Consider the following 22,099-nt stretch of genomic DNA (forward strand, 5'->3'; position numbering starts at 1 on the left):
ATTGCCTTGAGCGCGCGATGAATCAACACTAACGTTGTTTACGGTACGGCATCCGGTGCCAAACCCAACATTCTAGAAACAGAACGCGCATAGACTGGAGAGAATCGCCTTGGCCCCCGAACCGATCGTTCCGCTCGACCCCAATTGGCCGGCGATGTCGCTGGCGCAGGTGAAGGCGGCGCTAACCGCGCCGGGCGCGCGCTTCGAGATGGAGGACGCGGAGATCCGCGGCGTGCCGACCCGGGTCTGGAAGAACGCCCCGCCGACGCTCGGCGTGCTCCAGCAGCTGGTGCGCCTCTATGGCGACCGCGTCTTCACCATCTACGAGGACGAGCGGGTCACCTATGACGCGAACTATCGCGCGGTCTGCCACCTGGCGCAGCGGCTGACCGAGATGGGCGTGCGGAAGGGCGACCGGGTGGCGCTGGCGATGCGCAACCTGCCGGAATGGCCGACCATCTTCTTCGCGGTGACGAGCCTGGGCGCGATCATCGTGCCGCTCAATGCGTGGTGGACCGGCGGCGAGCTCGAATATGGGCTGAAGGATTCCGGCGCGAAGGTGCTGTTCGTCGATGCCGAGCGGCATGCGCGGCTGAAGGACTGCTATGCGCATCTGCCCGAGCTGGAGCGCGTGGTGGTGAGCCGCTGCGACGAGGAGCTGGGCGGCAATGCCAGCCGTCTCGAAGTGCTGATCGGCACCCGGAGCGACTGGGCCGGCCTGCCCGACATTCCCTTTCCGCAAGTGGCGGTCTCGCCCGAGGACGATGCGACGATCTTCTACACCAGCGGCACCACGGGCAGTCCCAAGGGCGCACTGGGCACGCATCGCAACATCTGCACCAACATCCTGTCGAGCGGATACAGTGCGGCGCGGGCGATGCTGCGGCGGGGCGAGATGCCGCCGGCGGTGATCCCGCACAAGGTGGGCCTGCTGGTGATCCCGCTGTTCCATGTCACGGCGTGCAGCGCCGCGCTGATGACCGGCATCGCGACCGGGCAGACGATATTGTTCATGCGCCGCTGGGACGCCGAGCTGGCGATGGGCCTGATCGAGCGCGAGAAGGTGACCTTCACCGGCGGCGTGCCGACGATCGCCTGGCAGCTGCTCGAGCATCCGGCGCGGGAAAAATACGACCTCTCCAGCCTGGAGGCGATCTCCTATGGCGGCGCGCCCTCCGCGCCCGAGCTGGTGAAGCGCATCTATGAGGAATTCGGCGCGCTGCCCGGCAATGGCTGGGGCATGACCGAGACGATGGCGACGGTGACCCAGCATAGCGGCGAGGATTACCTGACCCGGCCGACCAGCGCCGGCCAGCCGGTGGCGACCGCGGACCTCAAGATCATGACGGTCGAGGGCGATCGGGAGCTTCCCATGGGAGAAGTGGGCGAGCTCTGGGCCAAGGGGCCGATGATCGTGAAGGGCTATTGGGGCAAGCCCGAGGCCACCGCCGAGACCTTTATCGACGGCTGGGTGCGCACCGGCGACCTGGCCAGGCTCGACGAGGAGGGCTTCCTCTACATCGTCGACCGGGCCAAGGACATCGTGATCCGCGGCGGCGAGAACATCTATTCGAGCGAAGTGGAGGACGTGCTCTACGCCTTCCCCGGGGTGATGGACGCGGCGCTGATCGGGGTGCCGCACAAGATGCTGGGCGAGGAGCCGGTGGCGGTGGTCCATATGGCGCCGGGCACCAGCGCGACCGAGGCGGAGCTCCAGGGCTTCGTCCGCGAGCGGCTGGCGGCGTTCAAGGTGCCGGTGCAGGTGCGCTTCGTGGCCGACACGCTGCCCCGCAACGCCAATGGCAAGATCCTGAAGAAGGACCTGCGGGCGTTGTTCGTCGGAGAGACCGCGGCCTGAGCCGCAAAGGCGCTGGCGGAAGGAGCGGCGCGCGCTAGGATCGGCATCCGAAGGGAGACTCCCGATGCATTCCGATCGCCGCGCGTTCCTGGGGCTCGCCGCCGCCGCCATGGCCCTGCCGCCATTGGCCCGGGCGGCGGGGTGGCAAGCGGCACCGGCCTTCCCGCCGGTCGATGCACGCAGCGTGTGGCTGGTCGGCGACTCCGCGCCGCCCGATCCCGCCGCCCTGTCGGCGCGGCTGGCGGAGCTGGCGGGCGGCGGGTCGGTGCGCGACGGCTATCTGAACGGTGGCGCGGTCGAGGCGCTGGAAAAGGCCTTTGCCGCCCATCTCGGCAAGGAAGCCTGCGCCTTCTTCCCGACGGGCACGCTGGCCAACAATGTCGCGCTGCGGGTGTTGTGCGGGGACGCGCCGCATGCGCTCTGCCAGTATGACAGCCACCTCTACCGCGACGAGAGCAACATGGCGCAGCGGCTGGCGGGCATCAACCTGGTGCCGCTGGCGGCGGGGCGGGTGGCGCCGACCCGGGACGAGCTGGTCGCGGCGTTCGATGCCGCCGAGAAGGGCCCCTATGCGCTCAAGGTGGGCGCGATCTCGCTGGAGAGCCCGGTACGGCGGCTGGACGGGCAGCTGATCCCGCCGGAGCGCGTCGCGGAGATCGCCGCGCTGGCGGCGGCGCACGGCACGCGGATGCATCTCGACGCGGCCCGGCTGCTGCTTGCGCCGCCCACGCTCGACCGCAAGGCCTATGTGGCGCCGTTCGAGACGGTCTATGTCTCGCTCTACAAATATCTCGGCGCCCCGTTCGGCGCGGTGCTGGCCGGGCCGGCGGCGACGATCGCCAGGGCGCGCGAGTGGCGGCACCTCTATGGCGGGCTGATCTATCAGGGCTGGGCACCGGCCCTGCTTGCGCTCGACGGGCTGCAACGCCTGCCCGAGAGCATCGCCAGGGCGCATGGCGCGGCCGGGGCGCTGTTCGCGGCGCTGGAGAAGAGCGGCAAGGTGAAGCGCGCGCCGAACCCGGATGCGTCGAACATCTACCGGCTGGAGATGCCGCAGGCGCTGGCCGAAGCCGCGTTCGAGCGCGGGCGGGTTGCCGGCGTGCGGATCGGGCGGTGGGAGAAGGGCTCGATCCCCTTCTTCGTCAACGAGACGCTGCTGCGGCGCCCGGTGGAGGAATATGTGCGGGTGTTCCTGGGGTAGGGGTTCCTCCCATTTGTTCCCCGCCAATCCCTTCGTCACCCTCGCGAAAGCGGGGGATCGTCTCCGACGAGCGCAGCAAATACAGCGACAGTGTTACAGGCTAGTCCGGGGGATGGGGCCCCGCTTTCGCGGGGGTGACGACGGAGAGGACGGCCTGGCGCCAGCCCTCAAGGCGGGATCGACGGGCATCGCCATCCAGCCCCGGCTCGAACGTCAGGCCGGCGCCGCGCATCTTCGTCGCATCCTCGATCCCGCGGAACATCCCGCAGCCGATGCCGGCGAGCATCGCGGCCCCCAGCGCGGTGGTCTCGGCGAAGTCGGGGCGGTCCACGGGAATCGCGAGGATGTCGGCCAGGTCCTGGGCGATCCAGTCGTTGGTGACCATGCCGCCGTCGATGCGCAGCCGCGACCAGTCCGCGCCGTCGGCGGCGAAGGCGGCCTTCAGGTCGTGGCTCTGGTGCGCCATCGCCTCCAGCGCGGCGCGGACGATGTGCGCGCGGGTCGCGGCGAAGCTGAGGCCGGAGATCGCGGCGCGCGCTTCCGGTTCCCACCAGGGCGCGCCGAGGCCGCTGAGCGCGGGAACCAGGTACACGCCGCCATTGTCCTTGACCGAACGGGCCAGCGCCTCGGTCTCCTGCGCCGTCTCGATCAGCTTCACCGAATCGCGCAGCCACTGGACCAGGCTGCCGGCGACGAACACCGAACCCTCGATCGCATAGGTGCGCCGCCCGCCCAGCTGCCAGAGCACGGTGGCGAGCAGCCGGTTCCTGGAGGAGGGCTGGGTGCCGCCCGCGTTGGTCAGCACGAAAGCGCCGGTGCCATAGGTCGCCTTGGTGTCGCCGCGCTCGATACAGGCCTGCCCGATCGTCGCGGCCTGCTGGTCGCCGGCCAGGCCGCAAATGGGAATCTCGCCGCCGAACAATTTGGTGGTGCCGAACCTGCCCGCGCAATCGACGATCTCCGGCAGCGCGTCGCGCGGGGCGGAGAACATGTCGAGCAGGCCGTCGCTCCACCCGCCGGAGCCGAGCCCCATCAGCAGCGTGCGCGAGGCGTTGGTCGCGTCGGTGACGTGCAGGCCGCCGGTGAGCTTCCACACCAGCCAGCTCTCGACCGTGCCGATGGCGAGGCGATCGCCCACGCCCTTCAGTTGCGGCCAGTTGCGCATCGCCCAGGCGATCTTGGTGCCGGAGAAATAGGGATCGAGCAGCAGCCCGGTGCGCGCCTGGACGCCGGCTTCCTCGCCGGCTTCGCGCCAGGCCCGGCACATCGCGGCCGAACGGCGATCCTGCCAGACGATGGCCGGCGCGAGCGGCTCGCCGGTGGTCTTGTCCCAGAAGACGATCGTCTCGCGCTGGTTGGTGATGCCGATCGCGGCGATCGCCTGCGCGCCGCCGGCCTGCTGCACCATGGCCATCGCGCATTCCAGCGAGCGCCGCCAGATCTCGTTGGCATCATGCTCGACCAGGCCGGGGCCCGGATAATGCTGGGTAAGGTCGGCGCCGTGGCTGCCCAGGCACTTGCCCGACGGCGCGAACAGCATCGCGCGGGTGGAGGTGGTGCCCTCGTCGATGACCAGGATGTTCTCGCCCATGCGGCAAGGCTAGCGCAGCCGTTACGGTCGCGAAAGCCCGGCACCGTCATTCCCGCGGAGGCGGCGATCCGGCGTTTCCCGCCGAGCCGCCCGGATCCAAGGGGGCTGCCTTCACGGGGATGACGAAGGAGGGGGGACGCGCTAGGGTCTGCCGCGAAAGGGAAGGGCAAAAGTGAGCGATCGACCCGGCAGCATCGGCGGCGAACCCCTGGACGACGGCCTGCCGTCGGGACCGGCAAGGGCACCCTTGCTCGGGCCATCAAGCCAGGAAAGCATGGGCGACGGCCAGAAGCGCGACCGGCTGATGGCGGCGCTGGCGCTGATGGCGGGGATCGGCCTGTTGCTGGCGCTGCCCTTCGCGCTGCAGGCGGGCGCGGTGTTCTTCCTGCCGCTCACCACTGCGCTGGTGATCGCGATCGCGCTGGTGCCGCTGCTCGAATGGCTGGAGCGCCACCGCGTGCCCGCGCCGATCGCGGCGTTCATCTGCGTGCTGCTGTTCCTGATCGCGGCGAATGTCGCGCTGGCCTCGATCGTGGTGCCGGCCTGGCAATGGATCCGCGACCTTCCCGCCAAGATCCCGCAGATCCAGGAGAATCTGAAGCCGCTGATCGAGTTCTACGCGAACCTCGACAGCTTCGTGAACAAGACGGTGATGAACTTCGCCTCGGCGCCGATGAAGCAGCCCGAAGTGATGGCCGCGACGCCGCCGCGCTCGCTGATCGACCTGTTCGCCACTTCCGCCCCATCGGCGCTGGTGGAGATGTTCTTCGCCATCCTCGTCATCTATTTCTTCCTGTCCGGCTGGACCCGGCTGCGCCGCAACGCGATCACCAGCCGGGCGAGCTTCGGCGGCGCAATGGCGACGGCGCGCGTGATCCAGGACGTGGTGGACGATACCTCGGCCTATCTGGGCACGATCACGCTGATCAACCTGACGCTGGGCCTGATCGTCGCGGGCGTGCTGTGGGCGATCGGCATGCCGACGCCGCTGATGTGGGGCGGCATCGTCGCGCTGCTCAACTACATCCCCTATTTCGGACCGGTGTTCGCTGCGCTGCTGCTGGCCATGGGCGGGCTGATGACCTTTCCGGACCTGGGCTGGGCATTCGTGCCGCCGATCGTGATGATCGCCTGCCACCTGATCGAGGCGAATGTGGTGACGCCGCTGATCGTGGGCCACCGGCTGACGATCAGCCCGATCATGATCCTGATCTCGCTGAGCTTCTGGGGCTGGGTGTGGGGCACCACCGGGGCGCTGCTCGCGGTGCCGCTGCTGATCATCATCCAGACGGTGGTGAATGCGGCGGGCAAGCCGGACATCGCCGGTTTTCTCTTCGAGCACGGGACCTTGGTGAACGATCCTGTGGATAATCGGCCGCTGCGGCGAAAAAGTCGCGACCAATCCGGTTGACACCCCTGAATCTCGCGTCTAGTGCCCGCCTCCTCGCTTCGAGAGAGCGGGTGTAGCTCAGTTGGTTAGAGCGCCGGCCTGTCACGCCGGAGGTCGCGGGTTCGAGCCCCGTCACTCGCGCCATTCCCCATTGCCGGACCGGTAAGGCGCCGCTCGTGCGGAGCCCGGCGGATCGATGCCATGGCGGCGATGGTCCCGTCTCGAGCGCACATGCGGGTGTAGCTCAGTTGGTTAGAGCGCCGGCCTGTCACGCCGGAGGTCGCGGGTTCGAGCCCCGTCACTCGCGCCATGCGCCGCATGACATCTTCCCGCAGCATATGAAGCGCCGACTCGCCAAAGTGCCGGAAGTACATGCCGGGCGCAGGTTTTCGGCGGCCCTATTTTCCCTATTTTCCCGGAAACGCGGCGCATCTCGTAACATTCTTGCGCACGCATGATCCTATCTTTCCTACAGGTCAAAGAGCGGCAGACCCCGCGGCCGGCTGTACGGGTTCAGCAGGCGATATCCTACAAAGCAAGGGGCAAGGGCGGCCTTCAGGCGCGGCGCCAGCGCCCCGTTTCCATCCAGCGCAATACCCCGCCGAGCGGCAGGATCCAGACGATGCCGGTCACGACATAGATCGGCAGCTGGGCGAGCACGTGCAGCCGGCCGATCCAGTGCGAGAAGCTCGCCACCAGCACGATCCACACCAGGATCCAAGCGACGATGCCCAGCGCGCCCGCGGGCTTGCGCCAGCTCGGCGCTACGCTCCCGCGTGCCATGTCATGCCTTTCTCGGTGATCACGGCCTGGAGCGGCACGTCCCAGATGTCGGAGGGGACGGCCGGCACTTCCTGCATCGCCCAGGCGACGCCGACGCGCCAGGCATCGGGATAGCGGGCAAAGGCGCGGTCATAGTGCGCGGCGCCCTGGCCGAGGCGGTTGAGCCGCGCGTCGAAGCCGACGAGCGGCGTCAGGATCACGTCGGGCGCGATTTCGGGCCGGTCGGCGTGCGGCTGGCGCAGGCCGAACGGACCATCGACCAGTGCTTCCCCCATCTGCCAGGCGAGGAAGCGGATCGGCGCCGCCCGGTCGACGACGAAGGGAAGGGCGAGGGCGCAACCCCTTTCGGCCGCGGCGGCGGCGAGCTGGGTGGGATCGGCCTCGCTGCCGATCGCGACATAGGTGGCGACGATCGCCCCGGGGGCCAGGCGCTCGACGAACGCCTCGGGCGCGAGGATCGCCTCGCTCGCTGCGATGGCGAAGGCGTCACGCTCGGCGCGGAGCTGTGCCCGCAGGGCTAGCTTGTCGATCATGCCACGCTTCTAGGGGAGCGGTGGCGGGACCGCCATGGCCGTTTGCCAGAATATCCACCGACGCCTGTTACGTCAGGTGGGGACCATGTGCATCGGACCAGGATCCGTACAGGGACAGCCCCCATGGATGATGAATAGCCTCAGGGATTATTGCTATGGCTCGTACCGGGCAGTGCCCGCCATGGGCCGATGTAGGGATTTCGCAGGGCATTCGCAACGGCTCCGCCCAAATTCGTCATCCCGCTTACCTCTCCGTCATTCCGGCCTTTGCGGGGATGACGGGATTGGGGGGAGGGATGGAGGTCAGGCCTCGCCAGCATCTTCTTCGAGCGCCGCGGCCACGGCCTCGAGCCGGTCGGCGATGCGTTCCAGCAGCACCGGCGACACGCCCTCGGGCGGACTGCGCTCGGCCTCGTCGAGCAGGTCGGCGAGGATCAGCGCGAGATAGACGAGCGTGCGCTCGGCGTTCAGGCCGCCCGACGCGCGCAGGGCGGTGTCGGCATGGCGCTGAAGGATCGATTCGAGATGGCGGATATGCGCTTCGTCGCCTTCGCGGGTGGCGACCGAATAGCTGCGGCCGGCGACGGAGATGTCGAGGTCCGCCATCAGTCCTGCTCCGCCCCGGCTTCGCGCGCGATCAGCGCGTCGAGCGAGCTCACCGCGTCCTCGATGCGGGCGCGCAGCTTGGCGTGGCGCTGGGTGATCCGTTCGCAGGCATAGGCCCGCGCGGCGGCGGCTTTCTCGATGCGGACGAGGGCCTGTTCGATACGATCGGCGGGCGTACTTGCCATGCCGCAAGCGTTACGCACCCCATCCGAACCTAGCAACCCCTGAATGGTATCGGTTGCAGGGCGCGTTCGATGAGGCGGACCGAAGCCGCGCCGGTTCGAGTCCGCCTGGCATTCGGCCGGCGTTCGGGCCGTCGAGGCGGTTGACGTGGCGGTCCAAGGTGCCCAAAGGCGTCCGCGCCAGCATCAGGGGACTCCAAGTGACCGCAAGCTTCGCCGATTGCGCCAATGCCATCCGGGCATTGTCGATGGACGCCGTGGAGGCGGCCAATTCGGGGCATCCGGGCATGCCGATGGGTATGGCCGACGTCGCGACGGTGCTGTTCCAGAACTACCTGAAGTTCGATCCGGCCGACCCCAAATGGGCGGATCGCGACCGTTTCGTGCTCTCGGCCGGGCACGGCTCGATGCTGCTCTATTCGACGCTGTACCTCACCGGCTATGCCCAGCCGACGCTGCAGGACATCCGCAATTTCCGCCAGGTCGGCAGCCCCTGTGCCGGGCACCCCGAGAATTTCGAGCTGCCGGGCGTGGAATGCACCACCGGCCCGCTCGGCCAGGGCTTTGCCATGGCGGTCGGCATGGCCGCTGCCGAGCGCCATCTGAACGCCATCCATGGCGACGACCTGGTCGATCACCGCACCTGGGTGATCGCGGGCGACGGCTGCCTGATGGAAGGCATCAATCACGAGGCGGTCGGCCTGGCCGGGCATCTGAAGCTCGGCAAGCTGATCGTGCTGTGGGACGACAACAAGATCACGATCGACGGCGCGGTCTCGCTCTCGTCGAGCGAGGACATCCCCGCGCGCTACCGCGCCTCGGGCTGGCAGGTCGTCGCGTGCGACGGCCATGACCGCGCCGATATCGCCCGCGCGATCGACGAAGCGCTCGCCAGCGACCTGCCGTCGCTGGTCCAGTGCCGCACGGTGATCGGCAAGGGCGCGCCGAACAAGCAGGGCTCGTCCAAGGTCCATGGCTCGCCGCTGGGCGCGGACGAAGTCGCCGCCGCCCGCGCGGCGCTGGGCTGGAACCACCCGGCGTTCGAGATCCCGGCGGACATCCGCGAGGCCTGGCTGGAAGCCGGCAGGCGCGGCGCCGCGCCGCATGCCGCGTGGAAGCAGCGGCTTGCAGCGCATGAGGATCGCGCCGAGTTCGAGCGCCGGATGCGCGGCGACCTGCCGGCCTGGTTCTCGATGCAGGATCACATCCAGGGCCTGCTCGCCGCGCCGCAAAAGGTCGCGACCCGCAAGGCGAGCGAGATGGCGCTCGAGGCGATCAACGCGCAGATCCCCGATACCGTCGGCGGCTCGGCCGACCTGACCGGCTCGAACAACACGCTGACCAAGGGCCTGGGCACGTTCAGCGCCGGCAACTATGCCAGCCGCTACGTCTATTACGGCATCCGCGAGTTCGGCATGTCGGCGGCGATGAACGGCATGGCGCTGCACGGCGGCGTGATCCCCTATGGCGGCACCTTCCTGGTCTTCGCCGACTATGCCCGCGCGGCGATCCGGCTCTCGGCCCTCCAGCAGGCACGCGTCGTCTATGTCATGACGCACGACTCGATCGGCCTGGGCGAGGACGGCCCGACCCATCAGCCGGTGGAGCACCTCACCAGCCTGCGCCTGATCCCCAATCTCGACGTCTATCGCCCGTGCGACGTGATCGAGACCGCGGAGTGCTGGGAACTGGCGCTGCAGAAGGCGGACGGCCCGGGCCTGCTCGCGCTCAGCCGCCAGAACCTGCCGCAGCTGCGCACCGAGGCCGCCGAGAACCGCTCCGCGCGCGGCGCGTACGCCATTCGCGAGGCGGAGGCACCGCGCCAGGTGGTGCTGATCGCCAGCGGTTCCGAAGTCGAGATCGCCGTTGCGGTGCGCGATGAACTGGAAGCCCAGGGCATCGGCGCCGACGTCGTCTCGATGCCGTGCTGGGAGCGCTTCGACGCGCAGGACGCGCAGTACAAGCGCGACCTGCTGCCGGCGCATGCGCTCAAGGTCTCCATCGAGGCCGGCGCGACGCTGGGCTGGGAGCGATATACGGGCTTGGACGGGCTAAACTTCGGCGTGGATGGATTCGGCGCCTCGGGGCCTTATCTGAAGCTCTACGAGCATTTCGGGCTCACCGCGGGAGCCATCGTGCCGCGGATCGTCGAAAAGTTGAACGGAGAACAGGCATGACGAAGGTTGCGATCAACGGGTTCGGGCGCATCGGTCGACTGGTGGCGCGCGCGATCCTCGAGCGCCCCGACAGCGGGCTCGAGCTGGTCACGATCAACGACCTGGCCGATGCCAAGTCGAACGCGTGGCTGTTCTCGCGCGACAGCGTGCACGGCAAATATCCGGGCACCGTCACTGCCGAGGGCGAGGATCTGGTCATCGACGGCAAGCACATCAAGGTGACCAAGGAGCGCGATCCCGCCAACCTGCCGCATGCCGAGAACGGCGTCGAGCTGGTGCTGGAGTGCACCGGCTTCTTCACCGACCGCGCCTCCGCCCAGAAGCACATCGATGCCGGCGCCAGGAAGGTGCTGATCTCGGCTCCGGGCAAGAATGTCGACCTCACCGTCGTGTTCGGCGTGAACCACGACAAGCTCGAGGCTGGTCACACGATCGTCTCGAACGCGTCGTGCACCACCAACTGCCTGGCGCCGGTCGCCAAGGTGCTGAACGACACGATCGGCATCGAGCGCGGCCTGATGACCACGGTGCATGCCTATACCAACGACCAGAAGATCCTCGACCAGATCCATCCGGACCTGCGCCGCGCCCGCGCCGCCGCGATGAGCATCATCCCCACCACCACCGGCGCCGCCCGCGCCGTGGCCGAGGTGCTGCCCGAGCTGAAGGGCAAGCTGGACGGCTCGGCGATCCGCGTTCCGGTTCCGGACGGCTCGCTGGTGGACCTGACCTTCACCCCGAAGCGCGACACCACCGTCGAGGAAGTGAATGCGGTGCTGAAGGCGGCGTCGGAGAACGGTCCGCTCAAGGGCATCCTCTGGTATTCGGACGAGCCCCTGGTCTCGATCGACATCGTCCACACCTCGGCCTCGTCGACCGTCGACAGCCTGGAGACCGCGGTGATCGACGGCAAGCTGGTGCGCGTCGTCAGCTGGTACGACAATGAATGGGGCTTCTCGAACCGCATGGTGGACACCGCCAGCGCGATGGCGAAGCTGGGCTGATTTCTGCGTTCCCCTTCCGCTTGCGGGAGGGGCTAGGGGAGGGCGGGTTGCGCTCTTACCCACGTCGTTCCCTCCCCCGACCCCTCCCGCACGCGGGAGGGGAGAAAGAATGAGCATGACCCGCCCCTTCAAGACGCTCGACGATATGGGCGAGATCGCCGGCAAGCGCGTGCTGGTCCGCGAGGACCTGAACGTGCCGATGGCCGATGGCCAGGTGACTGACGATACCCGGCTGCGCGCCGCGGTGCAGACCGTCGCCGAGCTGGCGGACAAGGGCGCCAAGGTCGTGGTCCTCGCACATTTCGGGCGGCCCAAGGGGCAGCGCAACCCGGAGATGAGCCTGTCGCTCGTCACCCGGCCGTTCAGCCATGTCCTTGGCCGTGAAGTGCGCTTCATCGACACGGACGGCGCGGCCGAGGCGATCGACGCGATGGGCAATGGCGACATCGCCCTGCTCGAAAATACCCGTTTCGACGCCGGTGAGGAGATGAATGCGCCCGAGACCGTCGCCGCGCTCGCGGCACTGGGCGATCTCTATGTCAACGACGCCTTCTCGGCCGCGCACCGCGCCCATGCCTCGACCGAGGGCCTGGCCCACAAGCTGCCCGCCTTTGCCGGGCGCCAGATGGAAGCCGAGCTCGACGCGCTCGACAAGGCACTGGGCAATCCCGAGCATCCGGTCGCGGCGGTGGTCGGCGGCGCCAAGGTCTCGACCAAGCTCGACGTGCTCAAGCATCTGGTCGACAAGGTCGATCACCTGATCATCGGCGGCGGCATGGCCAACACCTTCCTGGCCGCGCGCGGCGTCGATGTGGGCAAGAGCCTGTGCGAGCACGACCTGACCGGCACCGCCGAGGAGATCCTCGATGCGGCCGACCGCGCCAACTGCACCGTGCACCTGCCCTATGACGTGGTGGTGGCGAAGGAGTTCGCGGCCAACCCGCCGAGCCTGCGCACCGTCAACGTCCATGAAGTCGCTTCGGACGAGATGATCCTCGACATCGGCCCGGCGGCGACCGAGGCGCTGGCGGACGTGCTCAAGACCTGCCGCACCCTGGTGTGGAACGGTCCGCTCGGCGCGTTCGAGACCCCGCCGTTCGACACGGCGACCATCAGCCTCGCCAAGACCGCGGCGGCGCTCACCAAGGAAGGCCAGCTCGTCTCGGTCGCCGGCGGCGGCGACACGGTGGCGGCGCTCAACCAGGCCGGCGTGGCGGGCGACTTCACCTTCGTCTCCACTGCGGGCGGCGCTTTCCTCGAATGGATGGAAGGCAAGGAACTACCGGGCGTCGCGGCGCTGGCGCGCTGACCGGCGCTATCTGGCCTTCTCGTTGAGCAGCGGGACCAGCAGCGCGTTGAGGCTATCCAGCGTGAACGCGCCGGCCTTGGCATAGCGGACCACGCCCTTGCGATCGATCACGATATTGGTGGGCACCGCGCCTCCGAGCACGTCATAGGGGCCCTTGATCGAGCGCACCGGCTCGATGTGCATCACGTCGAACAGCTTCTTGAGCTGATAGGGTTTGAGCGAATCCTCGGTGGTGACGGCATAGACGCGGAGGCCGGCGTCCTTGCGCAGCTCGTAATAGCGATCGAGCGTGGGCAGTTCCGTGCGGCAGGGGACGCACCAGGTCGCCCAGAAATTGAGCACGACCACATCGCCGCGCAGCTCGTCGAACGAGATCTTGCCGCCATTGATCAGCCGCAGGGTGAATGGCGGTGCCGGCTGACCTTCCCTGACTGCCGCGAACATCGGCCGCGGCGCCGGCGCGGCACCGAGCAATGCCAGTGGCAGCGCAGCAAGCGCCAGTCGCCTGGAAAGCGAAGCGATTCCCATGTTCCGTCCCCCATTGCCCGGCGTCATGCTGTCGCGAGCTGGGGGAGGCGTCAAGCGCGGCCCCGGGGACCCCCTTTCGCCGCCCTTCCCGGAAAAGCCCGTGCGGTGGCAGCGTTGTCAGGCTTTTCGCTTGCGAAACCGGGCGATAGGGGCTCGTTCAGCACTACACGAACAAGGGAAAATCCATGTCGATCACGCCCGCTGTCAAAGCCATCCTCGCCAATTACGAGTCCGACAATCCGGGCGTGAAGGCCAATCTCGCCCGCATCCTGATGCAGGGCAAGCTGGGCGGCACGGGCAAGCTGATCATCCTGCCGGTGGACCAGGGCTTCGAACATGGTCCGGCACGCAGCTTCGCGGTGAACCCCGCCGCCTATGATCCCCATTATCACTATCAGCTGGCGATCGACGCCGGCCTCAGCGCCTATGCCGCGCCGCTCGGCATGATCGAGGCCGGGGCCGATACCTTTGCCGGCCAGATCCCGACCATCCTCAAGGTCAACAGCTCGAACAGCTGGGCGACCTCGATCGACCAGGCCGTCACCGGCGGCGTCGACGACGCGCTGCGGCTCGGCTGCGCGGCGATCGGCTTCACCATCTATCCGGGGGCCGACGACGTGTTCGGCATGATGGAGGAGATCAAGGAGCTGCGCGCCGAGGCCGCATCGGTCGGCATCGCCACGGTGATCTGGTCCTACCCGCGCGGCGGCAAGCTTTCGAAGGACGGCGAGCTGGCGCTCGACGTCGGTGCCTATGCCGCGCACATGGCGGCGCTGCTCGGCGCGCACATCATCAAGGTGAAGCTGCCGAGCGCGCATATCGAGCAGAAGGAAGCCCAGAAGGTCTATGAGGGCACCGACTGGTCGGCGCAGGCGGACCGGGTGAAGCATGTCGCGCAGAGCTGCTTCGCCGGCCGCCGCATCGTCGTCTTCTCGGGCGGCGCGGCGAAGGGTGCCGATGCCGTCTACCAGGACGCGCGCGATATCCGCGACGGCGGCGGCAATGGCTCGATCATCGGCCGCAACACCTTCCAGCGCCCCCGCGACGAGGCACTGGCGATGCTCGACAAGCTCGTGCGCATCTACAAGAACGAGGAATGATCGATCGCCGACCCGTGCTGGCAGGGCTCGCCATGGCGATGCTGGGCGGGCCCGCGCCGGCACGGGGGAAACGGATGGAAGAAGTCGAGCCCTATGGCCTGATCGGCAAGATCAAGGCCCGGCCGGGCAAGCGGGCCGAGCTGGTCGCGCTGCTCTCCGGCGGCACCGGTGGCATGCCGGGCTGCATGGCCTATCTGATCGCCGAGGATCTGAAGGACGCCGACGGCATCTGGATCACCGAGATCTGGAAGACCAGGCAATTCCACGCCGACTCGCTCAAGCTGCCCGCGGTGCAGGCAGCGATTGCCAAGGGGCGGCCGCTGATCGCGGGGTTCGAAACCCATGTCGAGACGCGGCCCGTGGCGGGAATCGGGATCAAGGCCTAGGCGCTAGGTTGAGGACTCCTATCCTCCTTCGTCACCCCGGCCTTGCGCCGGGGTCCCGCTGTCTCGCCAGCACAGGAAGCAGCGGGATCCCGGCTCAAGGCCGGGGTGACAGTAGAAAATCAAATACTTGTTTGGGTTCTCAACCTAGTGGCAGCCGGTCGCCACGGTCCTGGCATTGATCGGATCGAGAACTGCCGGGCGCAGTTCGCTGTCGGGATAGGCGTGGAGGAGGGTGCCCTTCGGATCCCGGGCGAAGCGGACGCGAAATCGGTCCCGCTTGCCGCCAAAAATGCCGTCGAGCTCCACTGCTCCATCGACGATGCGATAGGTTCCGGACGCGTTGCCGAAGCCATTATAGGCGAGGAACTTGCCCGGCGCGGGAAAGCTGAGCGCCCCCGCATCGCAGGGGGCCGTGGGTTCGCGGCGGATGAGATGCCCGGGCAGCAGCCTGGCCAGTTCCGTCGCGGGCACCGGCACGGGGTAGCTCTCGGACGTGGGCGCGCCGCAGCCGGCAAGCGCGAGCGACCCCGCCAGGACACCCCGGTGACCGAATTCGCGCAAGCCTCTCCCCATCGGGGCGACTTTGGGTCATCCTGGGCCAAGTGGCAATCGGCGCGACGGAGACGGGCATGACGCAGGACTGGCGGGCGGTGGATGGCTATATCGCCGGCAAGCTGATCGGCGCGGACCCGGTGCTCGATGCCACGCTGGCGGCCAATGCCGCGGGCGGGCTGCCGGCGATCGATGTCTCGGCGGCGCAGGGCCGGATGCTGGAGCTGCTCGCCCGGATGTCCGGCGCGCGGCGCATCCTCGAAGTGGGGACGCTGGGCGGCTATTCGACGATCTGCCTCGCCCGTGCCCTGCCGGGGGACGGACGATTGGTGACGCTCGAGCTGGAGCCGCGTCATGCCGAGGTGGCACGGGCCAATCTGGCGCGGGCCGGGCTCGATGCCTGTTGCGAGGTCCGCGTCGGACCGGCGGCGGAGACGCTCGCGGCGATGATCGCGGCGAGCGAGGAGCCGTTCGACCTGGTGTTCATCGATGCCGACAAGCCCGGCAACCGCGCCTATCTCGATGCGGCGCTCAAGCTCACGCGGCCGGGCAGCGTGATCCTGGTCGACAATGTGGTCCGCGGCGGCAGGGTCCTGGAGGCGGACAGCGCCGATCCCAGCGTGCTCGGCACCCGGGCGCTGTTCGACGCGGTCGCCGCCGAGCCGCGCCTCGACGCCACTGCGATCCAGACGGTAGGCGACAAGGGTTGGGACGGGTTCCTGATTGCAGTGGTGCGGGCCGGCTAGGCCTTGCCCGGCGGGACATGTTCCCGCAACGCGCGCATCTGCGCCTCATATTGCTCGCGCGACTCCCAGCCGAGCGGGTGCGGGCCATAGGCATTGGGGCCGAAAGTGCCCGGCCAGAACAGCAGAGCGATCCAGAGGACCAGCGCTACCAGCAAAAGCACGCCGAGTCCGGGCAGTGATGCGAGGGCTGCCAGCGCAACGAAACCGAAGAGCCACCAACCCGGTTTGCCGATGTCGTGCAACCGGGCGATCGCCACGACGAGCAGCGCCAGGTCGAATGCTGCTTCCAATGCGACGTACCAGAGCGGGAAGAAAGTCGGATGCGCAATCGCCTCGGAGCGGAAGCCGAGCTGGATGCTTCCGAGAGCGACTTGGCGAAAGGCGAAGAACTTGATCGCCGTGAAGCCCAGGCTGCCAAGCATCAGCCACAGGAACATCGCGCCGCGGCCGGCGCGGCCGATTGGCCATTTGAACATGCTGAACATGCGAATCCCCCTTTCGCTTGTTATCCTGCGGCGATCCTGCCCTGGCAGGGGCCGGGCCGCCACTCGGTTTCGATCGATAGTGGTGAAGCCAACCGGCTTTCGCTAAGGCTCCCCGATGACCGACCTGGATGAAGACGGCCTGCCGCCGCTCGACCCGAATTTCGCCGCGCAGTTCGAGCGGGACGTGCGCCGTCCGCCCTGCCAGCTCTACCTGATCTCACCGCTCGACGTGGGAGGCGCCTTCCCCGAGCGGCTGAAGCGCGCGCTCGATGCCGGACCGGCGGCGGCCTTCCAGTTCCGGGTGAAGGGCGTCGACCAGCACGAGGCGGCGCGCCTCGCCGAGCCGCTGCAGCGGATCTGTGCCGATGCCGACATCGCCTTCATCGTCAACGACAGCGTCAGCCTGGCCAAGCGCCTGGGTGCCGATGGCGTGCATCTGGGGCAGGAGGACGGCGATCCGCGCGAGGCGCGCGCCGTGCTCGGCCCGCAGGTGCAGGTCGGCGTGACCTGTCACGACAGCCGCCACCTCGCGATGGAAGCCGGGGAGGCGGGCGCGGACTATGTTGCGTTCGGTGCCTTCTATCCCACCGCCACCAAGGAGACCCGGCATCGCCCCGAGCCGGTGATCCTCAGCTGGTGGTCGGCGCTGTTCGAGCTGCCCTGCGTCGCGATCGGCGGGATCACGCCGGAGAACGCTCCGCCACTGGTGAAGGCGGGCGCGGATTTCCTCGCGGTTTCCGGCGCGATCTGGGGCGGGGACGAGGAAGCCGCGATGAAGGCGTTCGCCGCGCTGCTTGCCTGATCCCGGACGTCGCCCCGGCCGGGACGACGGAAACACTCTGAGTTCCAGCCGTTGTTCTTGCGGAACGTCATCTGCAGGAGCTTGATTCGGTGCGGAAATTTGTCGGATTCGCGGCTTGCCTCGCCTGTGCCTCCTTTGGTCCCGCCGCGGCGGGGCAGGGGGGAACTTCCGGCAAGCCGCCGATCGATTACTCGATCCTCCATGCCCAGGTGATCCTCGATCATCTCGGCTTCTCGCCCGGCATCCTCGACGGGCGCCCGGGGCAGGCGCTCACGGCGGCGCTGAAGGGGTTCCAGACCGCGCGCGGCATGCCCGTGACCGGCACGCTCGATCCGGCGACGCTGCGCGCGCTCGCGCCCTATGCCTCGCTGCGTCCGGTCCGGCGGCTGACTCTCGACGCCGGGACGCTGGCCGGGCCCTATGTCAACCCGATCCCCAAGGACCCCGAGAAGCAGGCCAGGCTAGCCTCGCTTGCCTATACCCGCCCGCTCGAGAAGCTGGCCGAGATGTTCCACACCACGCCCGAGGTGCTGGTCGAGCTCAATCCGGGCGGCGGCAGGATCGTGCCGGGCGCGGCGTTCCGCTTCCCCAATGCGCTTCCCGCCTCGCGCGACTATCCGGCGGACATCAAGCCGGAGTGGCGGCGGACGCTCAACATGCTCAACGTCGAGGCCAAGGTGCCCGAGGCCGATCACATCGTGGTCGACAAGCGCGAGAAGGTGCTCAAGGTGTATGACGGGCAGGGGCGCCTGGTCGCCCAGTTCAGCGCGACCATGGGCAGCGCGCACGATCCGCTGCCGATCGGCACCTGGAAGATCAACGGGGCGGACACCAATCCGAAATTCCATTACAACCCCAAGCTGTTCTGGGACGCGAAGAAGGGCAGTGACCCGGCGATGCTGCCGCCGGGGCCGAACGGCCCGGTGGGGGTGGTGTGGCTGGATCTTTCCAAGGAGCATTACGGCATCCACGGCACGCCCGAGCCGCAGCTGATCGGCCGCACCGAGAGTCATGGCTGCATCCGCCTGACCAATTGGGATGCGGCGCGGCTCGCGCTGATGGTGAGGCCGGGCATCAGGGCGGTGTTTCAGGAATAGGGGCGATGGGGCCCTGGGCGAAGCGGGCCGGCTGGAGCCTGGGCGTGCTGCTGGCGCTGCTGGCGGCGGGGTTCCTGTCGCTGGTGCGGATCACGGTGCAGCCCGCCGCACCGGCCGCCTCGCCGCAGCTTGCCGGCCCCCAGGACGCCGCTCCCGCCGGCGCGGACGATGCGGACGATGCCGCCGCGTTGATCATCCCGGTGGAGGGCGTGGCCGCCGGCCAGCTCAGCGACAGCTGGGGCCAGAGCCGCGGCAACGGTGCGCGCGAGCATCATGCGATCGACATCATGGCCCCCAGGGGCACGCCAGTGCTCGCCGCGGCGGCGGGCACGGTCGAGAAGGTCTTCGAGAGCGTGAATGGCGGCCACACTCTCTATGTGCGCACCCGGGACGGCGGGACGATCCATTACTATGCCCATCTCGACAGCCGGCTGGTGGACGAGAAGCAGCCGGTGCGCCAGGGCGAGCGCATCGCGACCGTGGGCAATAGCGGCAGCGCGGCGGGCGGCGCGCCGCACCTCCATTTCGAGATCAAGCGCATGCGGCCGGGCGAGGGCTGGTGGCAGGGGCGGAACGTCAATCCCTATCCGCTGCTGCGGGATGCCCGGCCGTGATCCGTCATTCCGGCGGAAGCCGGGATCTCGCGCGGCAAATCGGACAGCATGCGGCACGAGACCCCGGCTTCCGCCTGCCTGGCCGGCAGGAACCGGGATGGCTTGCCCAAGTCCCCGCGCGCGGCTAAAGGCGCCGGCTCAGCTCTTTCTCAGTTCCATAGGTCTCGACCATGAAGATCAGCGGCGTGGACATCCGTCCCGGCAACATCATCGAATATGAAGGCGGCATCTGGCGTGCCGTGAAGATCCAGCACACGCAGCCCGGCAAGGGCGGTGCGTACATGCAGGTCGAGCTCAAGAACCTGCGCGACGGCCGCAAGAACAACGTCCGCTTCCGCTCGGCGGAGACGGTGGAGCGCGTGCGCCTCGACACCAAGGACTTCCAGTTCCTGTATCCCGAGGGCGACAGCCTGGTGTTCATGGACAAGGAAACCTACGACCAGACCACGCTGCCGCGCGACCTGCTCGGCGATGCCGCCGCCTTCCTGCAGGACGGCATGGACGTGATCATGGAACTCTATGACGAAGAGGCGATCAGCGTGCAGCTGCCCGACACGATCGAAGCGACGATCGTCGAGGCCGATGCGGTGGTGAAGGGCCAGACGGCCTCGTCGTCGTACAAGCCGGCGGTGCTGGACAATGGCGTGCGCATCATGGTGCCGCCGCACATCGCCTCGGGCACGCGCATCGTCGTCGACGTGTACGAGCAGACTTACGTCCGCCGCGCGGACTGATGCCTGGCGTGATCAGAGACGCGCGCAGCTTCCGGGCCGACCGGCCCTGGGGCGCGCGCGATCTGGTCGAGATCGAAGGCGCGACGGCGCGCCTGCATTGGACGGACCAGCCCTATCGCTGGCACGTGAATGACGGTGCCGAGCTGTTCTGCGTCCTCGATGGCGAAGTCGACATGCACTATCGTCTGGACGGTAGCGAGCATGTGGCGCGCCTGGCTGCCGGCGACATGTTCGTGGCCGAGATCGGCGACGAGCATGTCGCGCACCCCGTGGGCGAAGCCCGCATCCTGGTTTTCGAGCGTAAGGGCTCCGTCTAATGGTTTCGCATTCCGGCCTCATCACCGTCATGGAGCGCGCCTGCCGCAAGGCCGGTCCGCGCCTGCGCCGCGACTTCAACGAAGTCCAGCACCTCCAGGTCAGCCGCAAGGGGCCGGCGGACTTTGTCAGCCTTGCCGACCGGCGCGCCGAGGACACGCTGATCGAGGAGCTCCAGAAGGCGCGGCCGGACTGGGGCTTCCTGGTCGAGGAGCGCGGCGAGATCGCGGGCGATCCCAACAAGCCGCGCTGGATCATCGATCCGCTCGACGGGACCAGCAACTTCCTCCACGGCATCCCGCATTTCTGCATCTCGATCGCGGTCGAGGACCCGCACGGCGCCCAGGGCAAGCCCGAAGTGACGCACGGCTATATCTATCAGCCGCTCACCGACGAGAGCTTCTGGTCGGAAAAGGGCCGCGGCGCCTGGCTGCAGGACCAGCGGCTGCGCGTTTCGGCGCGCCGCCACCTCGACGAGGCGCTGATCGCCACGGGCATCCCGTTCCTCGGCCATGGTGATTTCGCCGAGTGGAGCCGCATCTTCGGCGCGGTGGCGCCCGAAGTGGCCGGCATCCGCCGGCTGGGCTCGGCGGCGCTCGACCTCGCCTGGGTGGCCGCGGGCCGGTTCGACGGTTTCTGGGAATCGAACCTCAAGCCCTGGGACGTGGCGGCGGGCATGCTGCTGATCCGCGAGGCCGGCGGCTTCGTGACCGACTATCGCGGGCAGGACCTGTCGCGCGAGCGCAACCAGTATCTCGCGGCCAATGACGTGCTGCACTCCAAGCTGCACAAGCTGGTGGCGAACTCGCTGCGCTGATCTAGGAGGCAATGTCCTTCACCGTCATCCCTGCTTTCGCGGGGATGACGGAAGTGATTTCAAAGGCCTGCCCGGGTTCTCGACCTAAGGCCGAAGCGTCGCCGCCAGGAACGCCACCATCTTCGGCCAGGCATCGGCGCGTGCCTTGGCGTTTGCCTCCGGCGCGCCGCCGCCGCGCGGATCGGCGCGCGGTTCCGCCGATCCGCCGCCCAGATCGTGCCCGGCATCCGGATAGATCAGTGCCTGCGTCTCCAGCCCCCTGGCCTTGCGTGTTGCGACGATGTTGCGTGCCATCCGGCCCGAATTCCACAGCCGGTCCGCATCGCCGGTGATCAGCATCAGCGCGCCGCGATAGTCCTCGACCGGGATGCGGGCGGCGGCCTCGCGATCGGGATGGTCGGCACGGCCATTCTCGTGGATCGCGCGCAGATCGGCGGCGGGGCCGGCCTGCAACCCCGCGACGAACCCGCGATAGGGCATGAAGGCGAGCGGCTTGCCGGCGAAGGAGAAGGAAGAGCGGGTGCCTTCCGCTTCCAGCATTTCCGGGCCCCAGCCTTCCCACACGAGATCCGACGGCGTGTAGGCGACCACCGCGTCGATCCAGGAATAGCGGCTGGCCGCGATCAGCGCGAACTCCGAGCCCTTGGACCCGGCGAACAGGCCGAATCGCTCGACATCGACGCCGGGGAGCTTCGTCAGCGCGGCGCGAAGGCCGGCCAACTGGTCCACGCGGATGTCGATGAAGCTGCCCGGCAGGTCGGGAAAGGCGGGGGGCGGGCCATATTTGCCCCAGTTGGGAGAGTAATAGGGCAGGCTCACCGCCGCATAGCCAAGCCTTGCCAGGGTGGGGCCGAAGCGGCGGCCGGCCTCGTCGCCGCCTTCGGCCCCGGGCAGGATGACCACGACCGGGCGGTGCGCCTCGCCGGCGATGCGATAGAGCCGCGCATGCGGGAATCCCGCGATCTCGCGCTCGTCGAGCGCCGCCGCCGGTTTCGTCGCCGCGCCCGGTTGGGCAAGGGCCGGGCAGGCGCTCATGGCCAGTCCGATCCCGAGCAGCAGATTCCGTGCGATCATGTGAAGACATCCCCGTTCACAGAATTTCACCCGTTCACAAAATTTCACAATGGCAAGTGTGTTACACATGCAAATCACCCCGTGGCAATGCGCGATTGCGCCGGTGCGGTGCGGTTCTGGCGATGCTGCGGCCCTTGGGAACGCAGTTTCGGAACGCTTCCGGGGCAAGGCATCCACAACCGGTTCTTCTTGCGAGTCATTCTCACCCGTCGAGG

At 68.2% G+C, this 22,099-nt stretch carries 24 protein-coding genes and 2 tRNA genes; 17 read left to right on the top strand and 9 right to left on the bottom strand.

The window, feature by feature from the left end; genetic code table 11:
- Positions 1 to 154: 154 nt before the first annotated feature.
- Together ACIQCS_RS03360 and ACIQCS_RS03365 are read left to right on the top strand one after the other, a co-directional pair.
- Positions 155 to 1,858 (top strand): class I adenylate-forming enzyme family protein, encoded by a 1,704-nt coding sequence (locus tag ACIQCS_RS03360; RefSeq protein ID WP_345852109.1) that lies wholly within the window; start codon positions 155 to 157, stop codon positions 1,856 to 1,858.
- A 64-nt stretch (positions 1,859 to 1,922) separates the two neighbouring features.
- Positions 1,923 to 3,059, top strand: a complete 1,137-nt coding sequence (locus tag ACIQCS_RS03365; protein WP_345851887.1) for a beta-eliminating lyase-related protein — start codon at positions 1,923 to 1,925, stop codon at positions 3,057 to 3,059.
- 100 nt (positions 3,060 to 3,159) lie between these two features.
- On the opposite strand, the gene ACIQCS_RS03370 is transcribed toward ACIQCS_RS03365, so the two are convergent.
- On the bottom strand, positions 3,160 to 4,650 hold the full coding sequence (locus tag ACIQCS_RS03370) for a glycerol kinase (RefSeq protein ID WP_345851889.1): 1,491 nt from the start codon (positions 4,648 to 4,650) through the stop codon (positions 3,160 to 3,162).
- Positions 4,651 to 4,924: 274 nt separating this feature from the next.
- Between ACIQCS_RS03370 and ACIQCS_RS03375 the strand changes: the two genes are divergently transcribed.
- The 3 genes from ACIQCS_RS03375 to ACIQCS_RS03385 all read left to right on the top strand — a co-directional run bounded on the left by ACIQCS_RS03375 (position 4,925) and on the right by ACIQCS_RS03385 (position 6,350).
- Positions 4,925 to 6,061: an AI-2E family transporter gene (locus ACIQCS_RS03375; protein WP_086130073.1), complete on the top strand. Its 1,137-nt coding sequence runs from the start codon at positions 4,925 to 4,927 to the stop codon at positions 6,059 to 6,061.
- Positions 6,062 to 6,107: 46 nt separating this feature from the next.
- Positions 6,108 to 6,184: transfer RNA gene (locus tag ACIQCS_RS03380), tRNA-Asp, on the top strand.
- An 89-nt stretch (positions 6,185 to 6,273) separates the two neighbouring features.
- Positions 6,274 to 6,350, top strand: a tRNA-Asp gene (locus ACIQCS_RS03385).
- A 245-nt stretch (positions 6,351 to 6,595) separates the two neighbouring features.
- Here ACIQCS_RS03385 and ACIQCS_RS03390 read toward each other — a convergent pair.
- From ACIQCS_RS03390 to ACIQCS_RS03405, 4 genes are all read right to left on the bottom strand, one after another.
- Positions 6,596 to 6,823, bottom strand: a complete 228-nt coding sequence (locus ACIQCS_RS03390; RefSeq protein ID WP_345851890.1) for a DUF2842 domain-containing protein — start codon at positions 6,821 to 6,823, stop codon at positions 6,596 to 6,598.
- Positions 6,805 to 7,356 carry a 5-formyltetrahydrofolate cyclo-ligase gene (locus ACIQCS_RS03395; protein ID WP_345851891.1) on the bottom strand — a complete coding sequence of 184 codons (552 nt, stop codon included), beginning with the start codon at positions 7,354 to 7,356 and terminating at the stop codon, positions 6,805 to 6,807. Before ACIQCS_RS03395 ends, ACIQCS_RS03390 begins: the two co-directional genes overlap by 19 nt.
- Before the next feature lie 303 nt (positions 7,357 to 7,659).
- A complete protein-coding gene (locus ACIQCS_RS03400) occupies positions 7,660 to 7,962 on the bottom strand; it encodes a cell division protein ZapA (RefSeq protein ID WP_345851892.1) in 303 nt (100 codons plus the stop codon).
- Complete coding sequence (locus tag ACIQCS_RS03405; protein ID WP_086129626.1) at positions 7,962 to 8,147, bottom strand: hypothetical protein; 186 nt, start codon at positions 8,145 to 8,147, stop codon at positions 7,962 to 7,964. The genes ACIQCS_RS03400 and ACIQCS_RS03405 overlap by 1 nt, the downstream gene beginning before the upstream one ends.
- Before the next feature lie 197 nt (positions 8,148 to 8,344).
- On the opposite strand from ACIQCS_RS03405, the gene tkt reads away from it, so the two are divergent.
- The 3 genes from tkt to ACIQCS_RS03420 all read left to right on the top strand — a co-directional run bounded on the left by tkt (position 8,345) and on the right by ACIQCS_RS03420 (position 12,634).
- Positions 8,345 to 10,321: a transketolase gene (tkt, locus tag ACIQCS_RS03410; RefSeq protein WP_345851894.1), complete on the top strand. Its 1,977-nt coding sequence runs from the start codon at positions 8,345 to 8,347 to the stop codon at positions 10,319 to 10,321.
- Positions 10,318 to 11,325 (top strand): type I glyceraldehyde-3-phosphate dehydrogenase, encoded by a 1,008-nt coding sequence (gene gap, locus ACIQCS_RS03415; RefSeq protein ID WP_345851895.1) that lies wholly within the window; start codon positions 10,318 to 10,320, stop codon positions 11,323 to 11,325. Before tkt ends, gap begins: the two co-directional genes overlap by 4 nt.
- A 115-nt stretch (positions 11,326 to 11,440) precedes the next feature.
- Positions 11,441 to 12,634 (top strand): phosphoglycerate kinase, encoded by a 1,194-nt coding sequence (locus ACIQCS_RS03420; protein ID WP_345852112.1) that lies wholly within the window; start codon positions 11,441 to 11,443, stop codon positions 12,632 to 12,634.
- 6 nt (positions 12,635 to 12,640) lie between these two features.
- On the opposite strand, the gene ACIQCS_RS03425 is transcribed toward ACIQCS_RS03420, so the two are convergent.
- Positions 12,641 to 13,162, bottom strand: coding sequence for a TlpA disulfide reductase family protein (locus ACIQCS_RS03425; RefSeq protein ID WP_345851896.1), 522 nt, complete (start codon positions 13,160 to 13,162; stop codon positions 12,641 to 12,643).
- A 185-nt stretch (positions 13,163 to 13,347) separates the two neighbouring features.
- Between ACIQCS_RS03425 and ACIQCS_RS03430 the strand changes: the two genes are divergently transcribed.
- Together ACIQCS_RS03430 and ACIQCS_RS03435 are read left to right on the top strand one after the other, a co-directional pair.
- Positions 13,348 to 14,262 carry a class I fructose-bisphosphate aldolase gene (locus ACIQCS_RS03430; RefSeq protein ID WP_345851897.1) on the top strand — a complete coding sequence of 305 codons (915 nt, stop codon included), beginning with the start codon at positions 13,348 to 13,350 and terminating at the stop codon, positions 14,260 to 14,262.
- Positions 14,259 to 14,648 (top strand): antibiotic biosynthesis monooxygenase, encoded by a 390-nt coding sequence (locus ACIQCS_RS03435; protein ID WP_345851898.1) that lies wholly within the window; start codon positions 14,259 to 14,261, stop codon positions 14,646 to 14,648. Before ACIQCS_RS03430 ends, ACIQCS_RS03435 begins: the two co-directional genes overlap by 4 nt.
- A 144-nt stretch (positions 14,649 to 14,792) precedes the next feature.
- Here the strand turns inward: ACIQCS_RS03435 and ACIQCS_RS03440 are convergent, their stop codons facing one another.
- Positions 14,793 to 15,209: a hypothetical protein gene (locus ACIQCS_RS03440; protein WP_345851900.1), complete on the bottom strand. Its 417-nt coding sequence runs from the start codon at positions 15,207 to 15,209 to the stop codon at positions 14,793 to 14,795.
- A 68-nt stretch (positions 15,210 to 15,277) separates the two neighbouring features.
- Here ACIQCS_RS03440 and ACIQCS_RS03445 point away from each other — a divergent pair, with 68 nt between their 5' ends.
- Complete coding sequence (locus ACIQCS_RS03445; RefSeq protein ID WP_345851901.1) at positions 15,278 to 15,946, top strand: O-methyltransferase; 669 nt, start codon at positions 15,278 to 15,280, stop codon at positions 15,944 to 15,946.
- On the opposite strand, the gene ACIQCS_RS03450 is transcribed toward ACIQCS_RS03445, so the two are convergent.
- Positions 15,943 to 16,431, bottom strand: coding sequence for a DUF805 domain-containing protein (locus ACIQCS_RS03450; RefSeq protein ID WP_345851903.1), 489 nt, complete (start codon positions 16,429 to 16,431; stop codon positions 15,943 to 15,945). The genes ACIQCS_RS03445 and ACIQCS_RS03450 overlap by 4 nt on opposite strands.
- A gap of 115 nt (positions 16,432 to 16,546) precedes the next feature.
- Here ACIQCS_RS03450 and thiE point away from each other — a divergent pair, with 115 nt between their 5' ends.
- From thiE to ACIQCS_RS03480, 6 genes are all read left to right on the top strand, one after another.
- Positions 16,547 to 17,233, top strand: coding sequence for a thiamine phosphate synthase (thiE, locus tag ACIQCS_RS03455; RefSeq protein ID WP_345851904.1), 687 nt, complete (start codon positions 16,547 to 16,549; stop codon positions 17,231 to 17,233).
- A gap of 89 nt (positions 17,234 to 17,322) precedes the next feature.
- Positions 17,323 to 18,330 (top strand): L,D-transpeptidase, encoded by a 1,008-nt coding sequence (locus ACIQCS_RS03460; protein WP_401530061.1) that lies wholly within the window; start codon positions 17,323 to 17,325, stop codon positions 18,328 to 18,330.
- A gap of 5 nt (positions 18,331 to 18,335) precedes the next feature.
- Positions 18,336 to 18,944, top strand: coding sequence for a M23 family metallopeptidase (locus ACIQCS_RS03465; RefSeq protein WP_345851906.1), 609 nt, complete (start codon positions 18,336 to 18,338; stop codon positions 18,942 to 18,944).
- 170 nt (positions 18,945 to 19,114) lie between these two features.
- The gene (gene efp, locus ACIQCS_RS03470) at positions 19,115 to 19,678 is read left to right on the top strand and encodes an elongation factor P (protein WP_086129635.1); all 564 of its coding nucleotides are present in this window, start codon (positions 19,115 to 19,117) and stop codon (positions 19,676 to 19,678) included.
- An 8-nt stretch (positions 19,679 to 19,686) separates the two neighbouring features.
- Positions 19,687 to 19,995, top strand: a complete 309-nt coding sequence (locus ACIQCS_RS03475) for a cupin (protein ID WP_345851908.1) — start codon at positions 19,687 to 19,689, stop codon at positions 19,993 to 19,995.
- Positions 19,995 to 20,810: an inositol monophosphatase family protein gene (locus tag ACIQCS_RS03480; RefSeq protein WP_280280163.1), complete on the top strand. Its 816-nt coding sequence runs from the start codon at positions 19,995 to 19,997 to the stop codon at positions 20,808 to 20,810. Before ACIQCS_RS03475 ends, ACIQCS_RS03480 begins: the two co-directional genes overlap by 1 nt.
- Before the next feature lie 84 nt (positions 20,811 to 20,894).
- Here the strand turns inward: ACIQCS_RS03480 and ACIQCS_RS03485 are convergent, their stop codons facing one another.
- Positions 20,895 to 21,884 carry an acyl-CoA thioester hydrolase/BAAT C-terminal domain-containing protein gene (locus tag ACIQCS_RS03485; protein WP_345851911.1) on the bottom strand — a complete coding sequence of 330 codons (990 nt, stop codon included), beginning with the start codon at positions 21,882 to 21,884 and terminating at the stop codon, positions 20,895 to 20,897.
- Between the last annotated feature and the right edge of the window lie 215 nt (positions 21,885 to 22,099).

The organism is Sphingomonas sp. NPDC092440, assembly GCF_044754985.1.
Lineage (GTDB): Bacteria > Pseudomonadota > Alphaproteobacteria > Sphingomonadales > Sphingomonadaceae > Sphingomonas.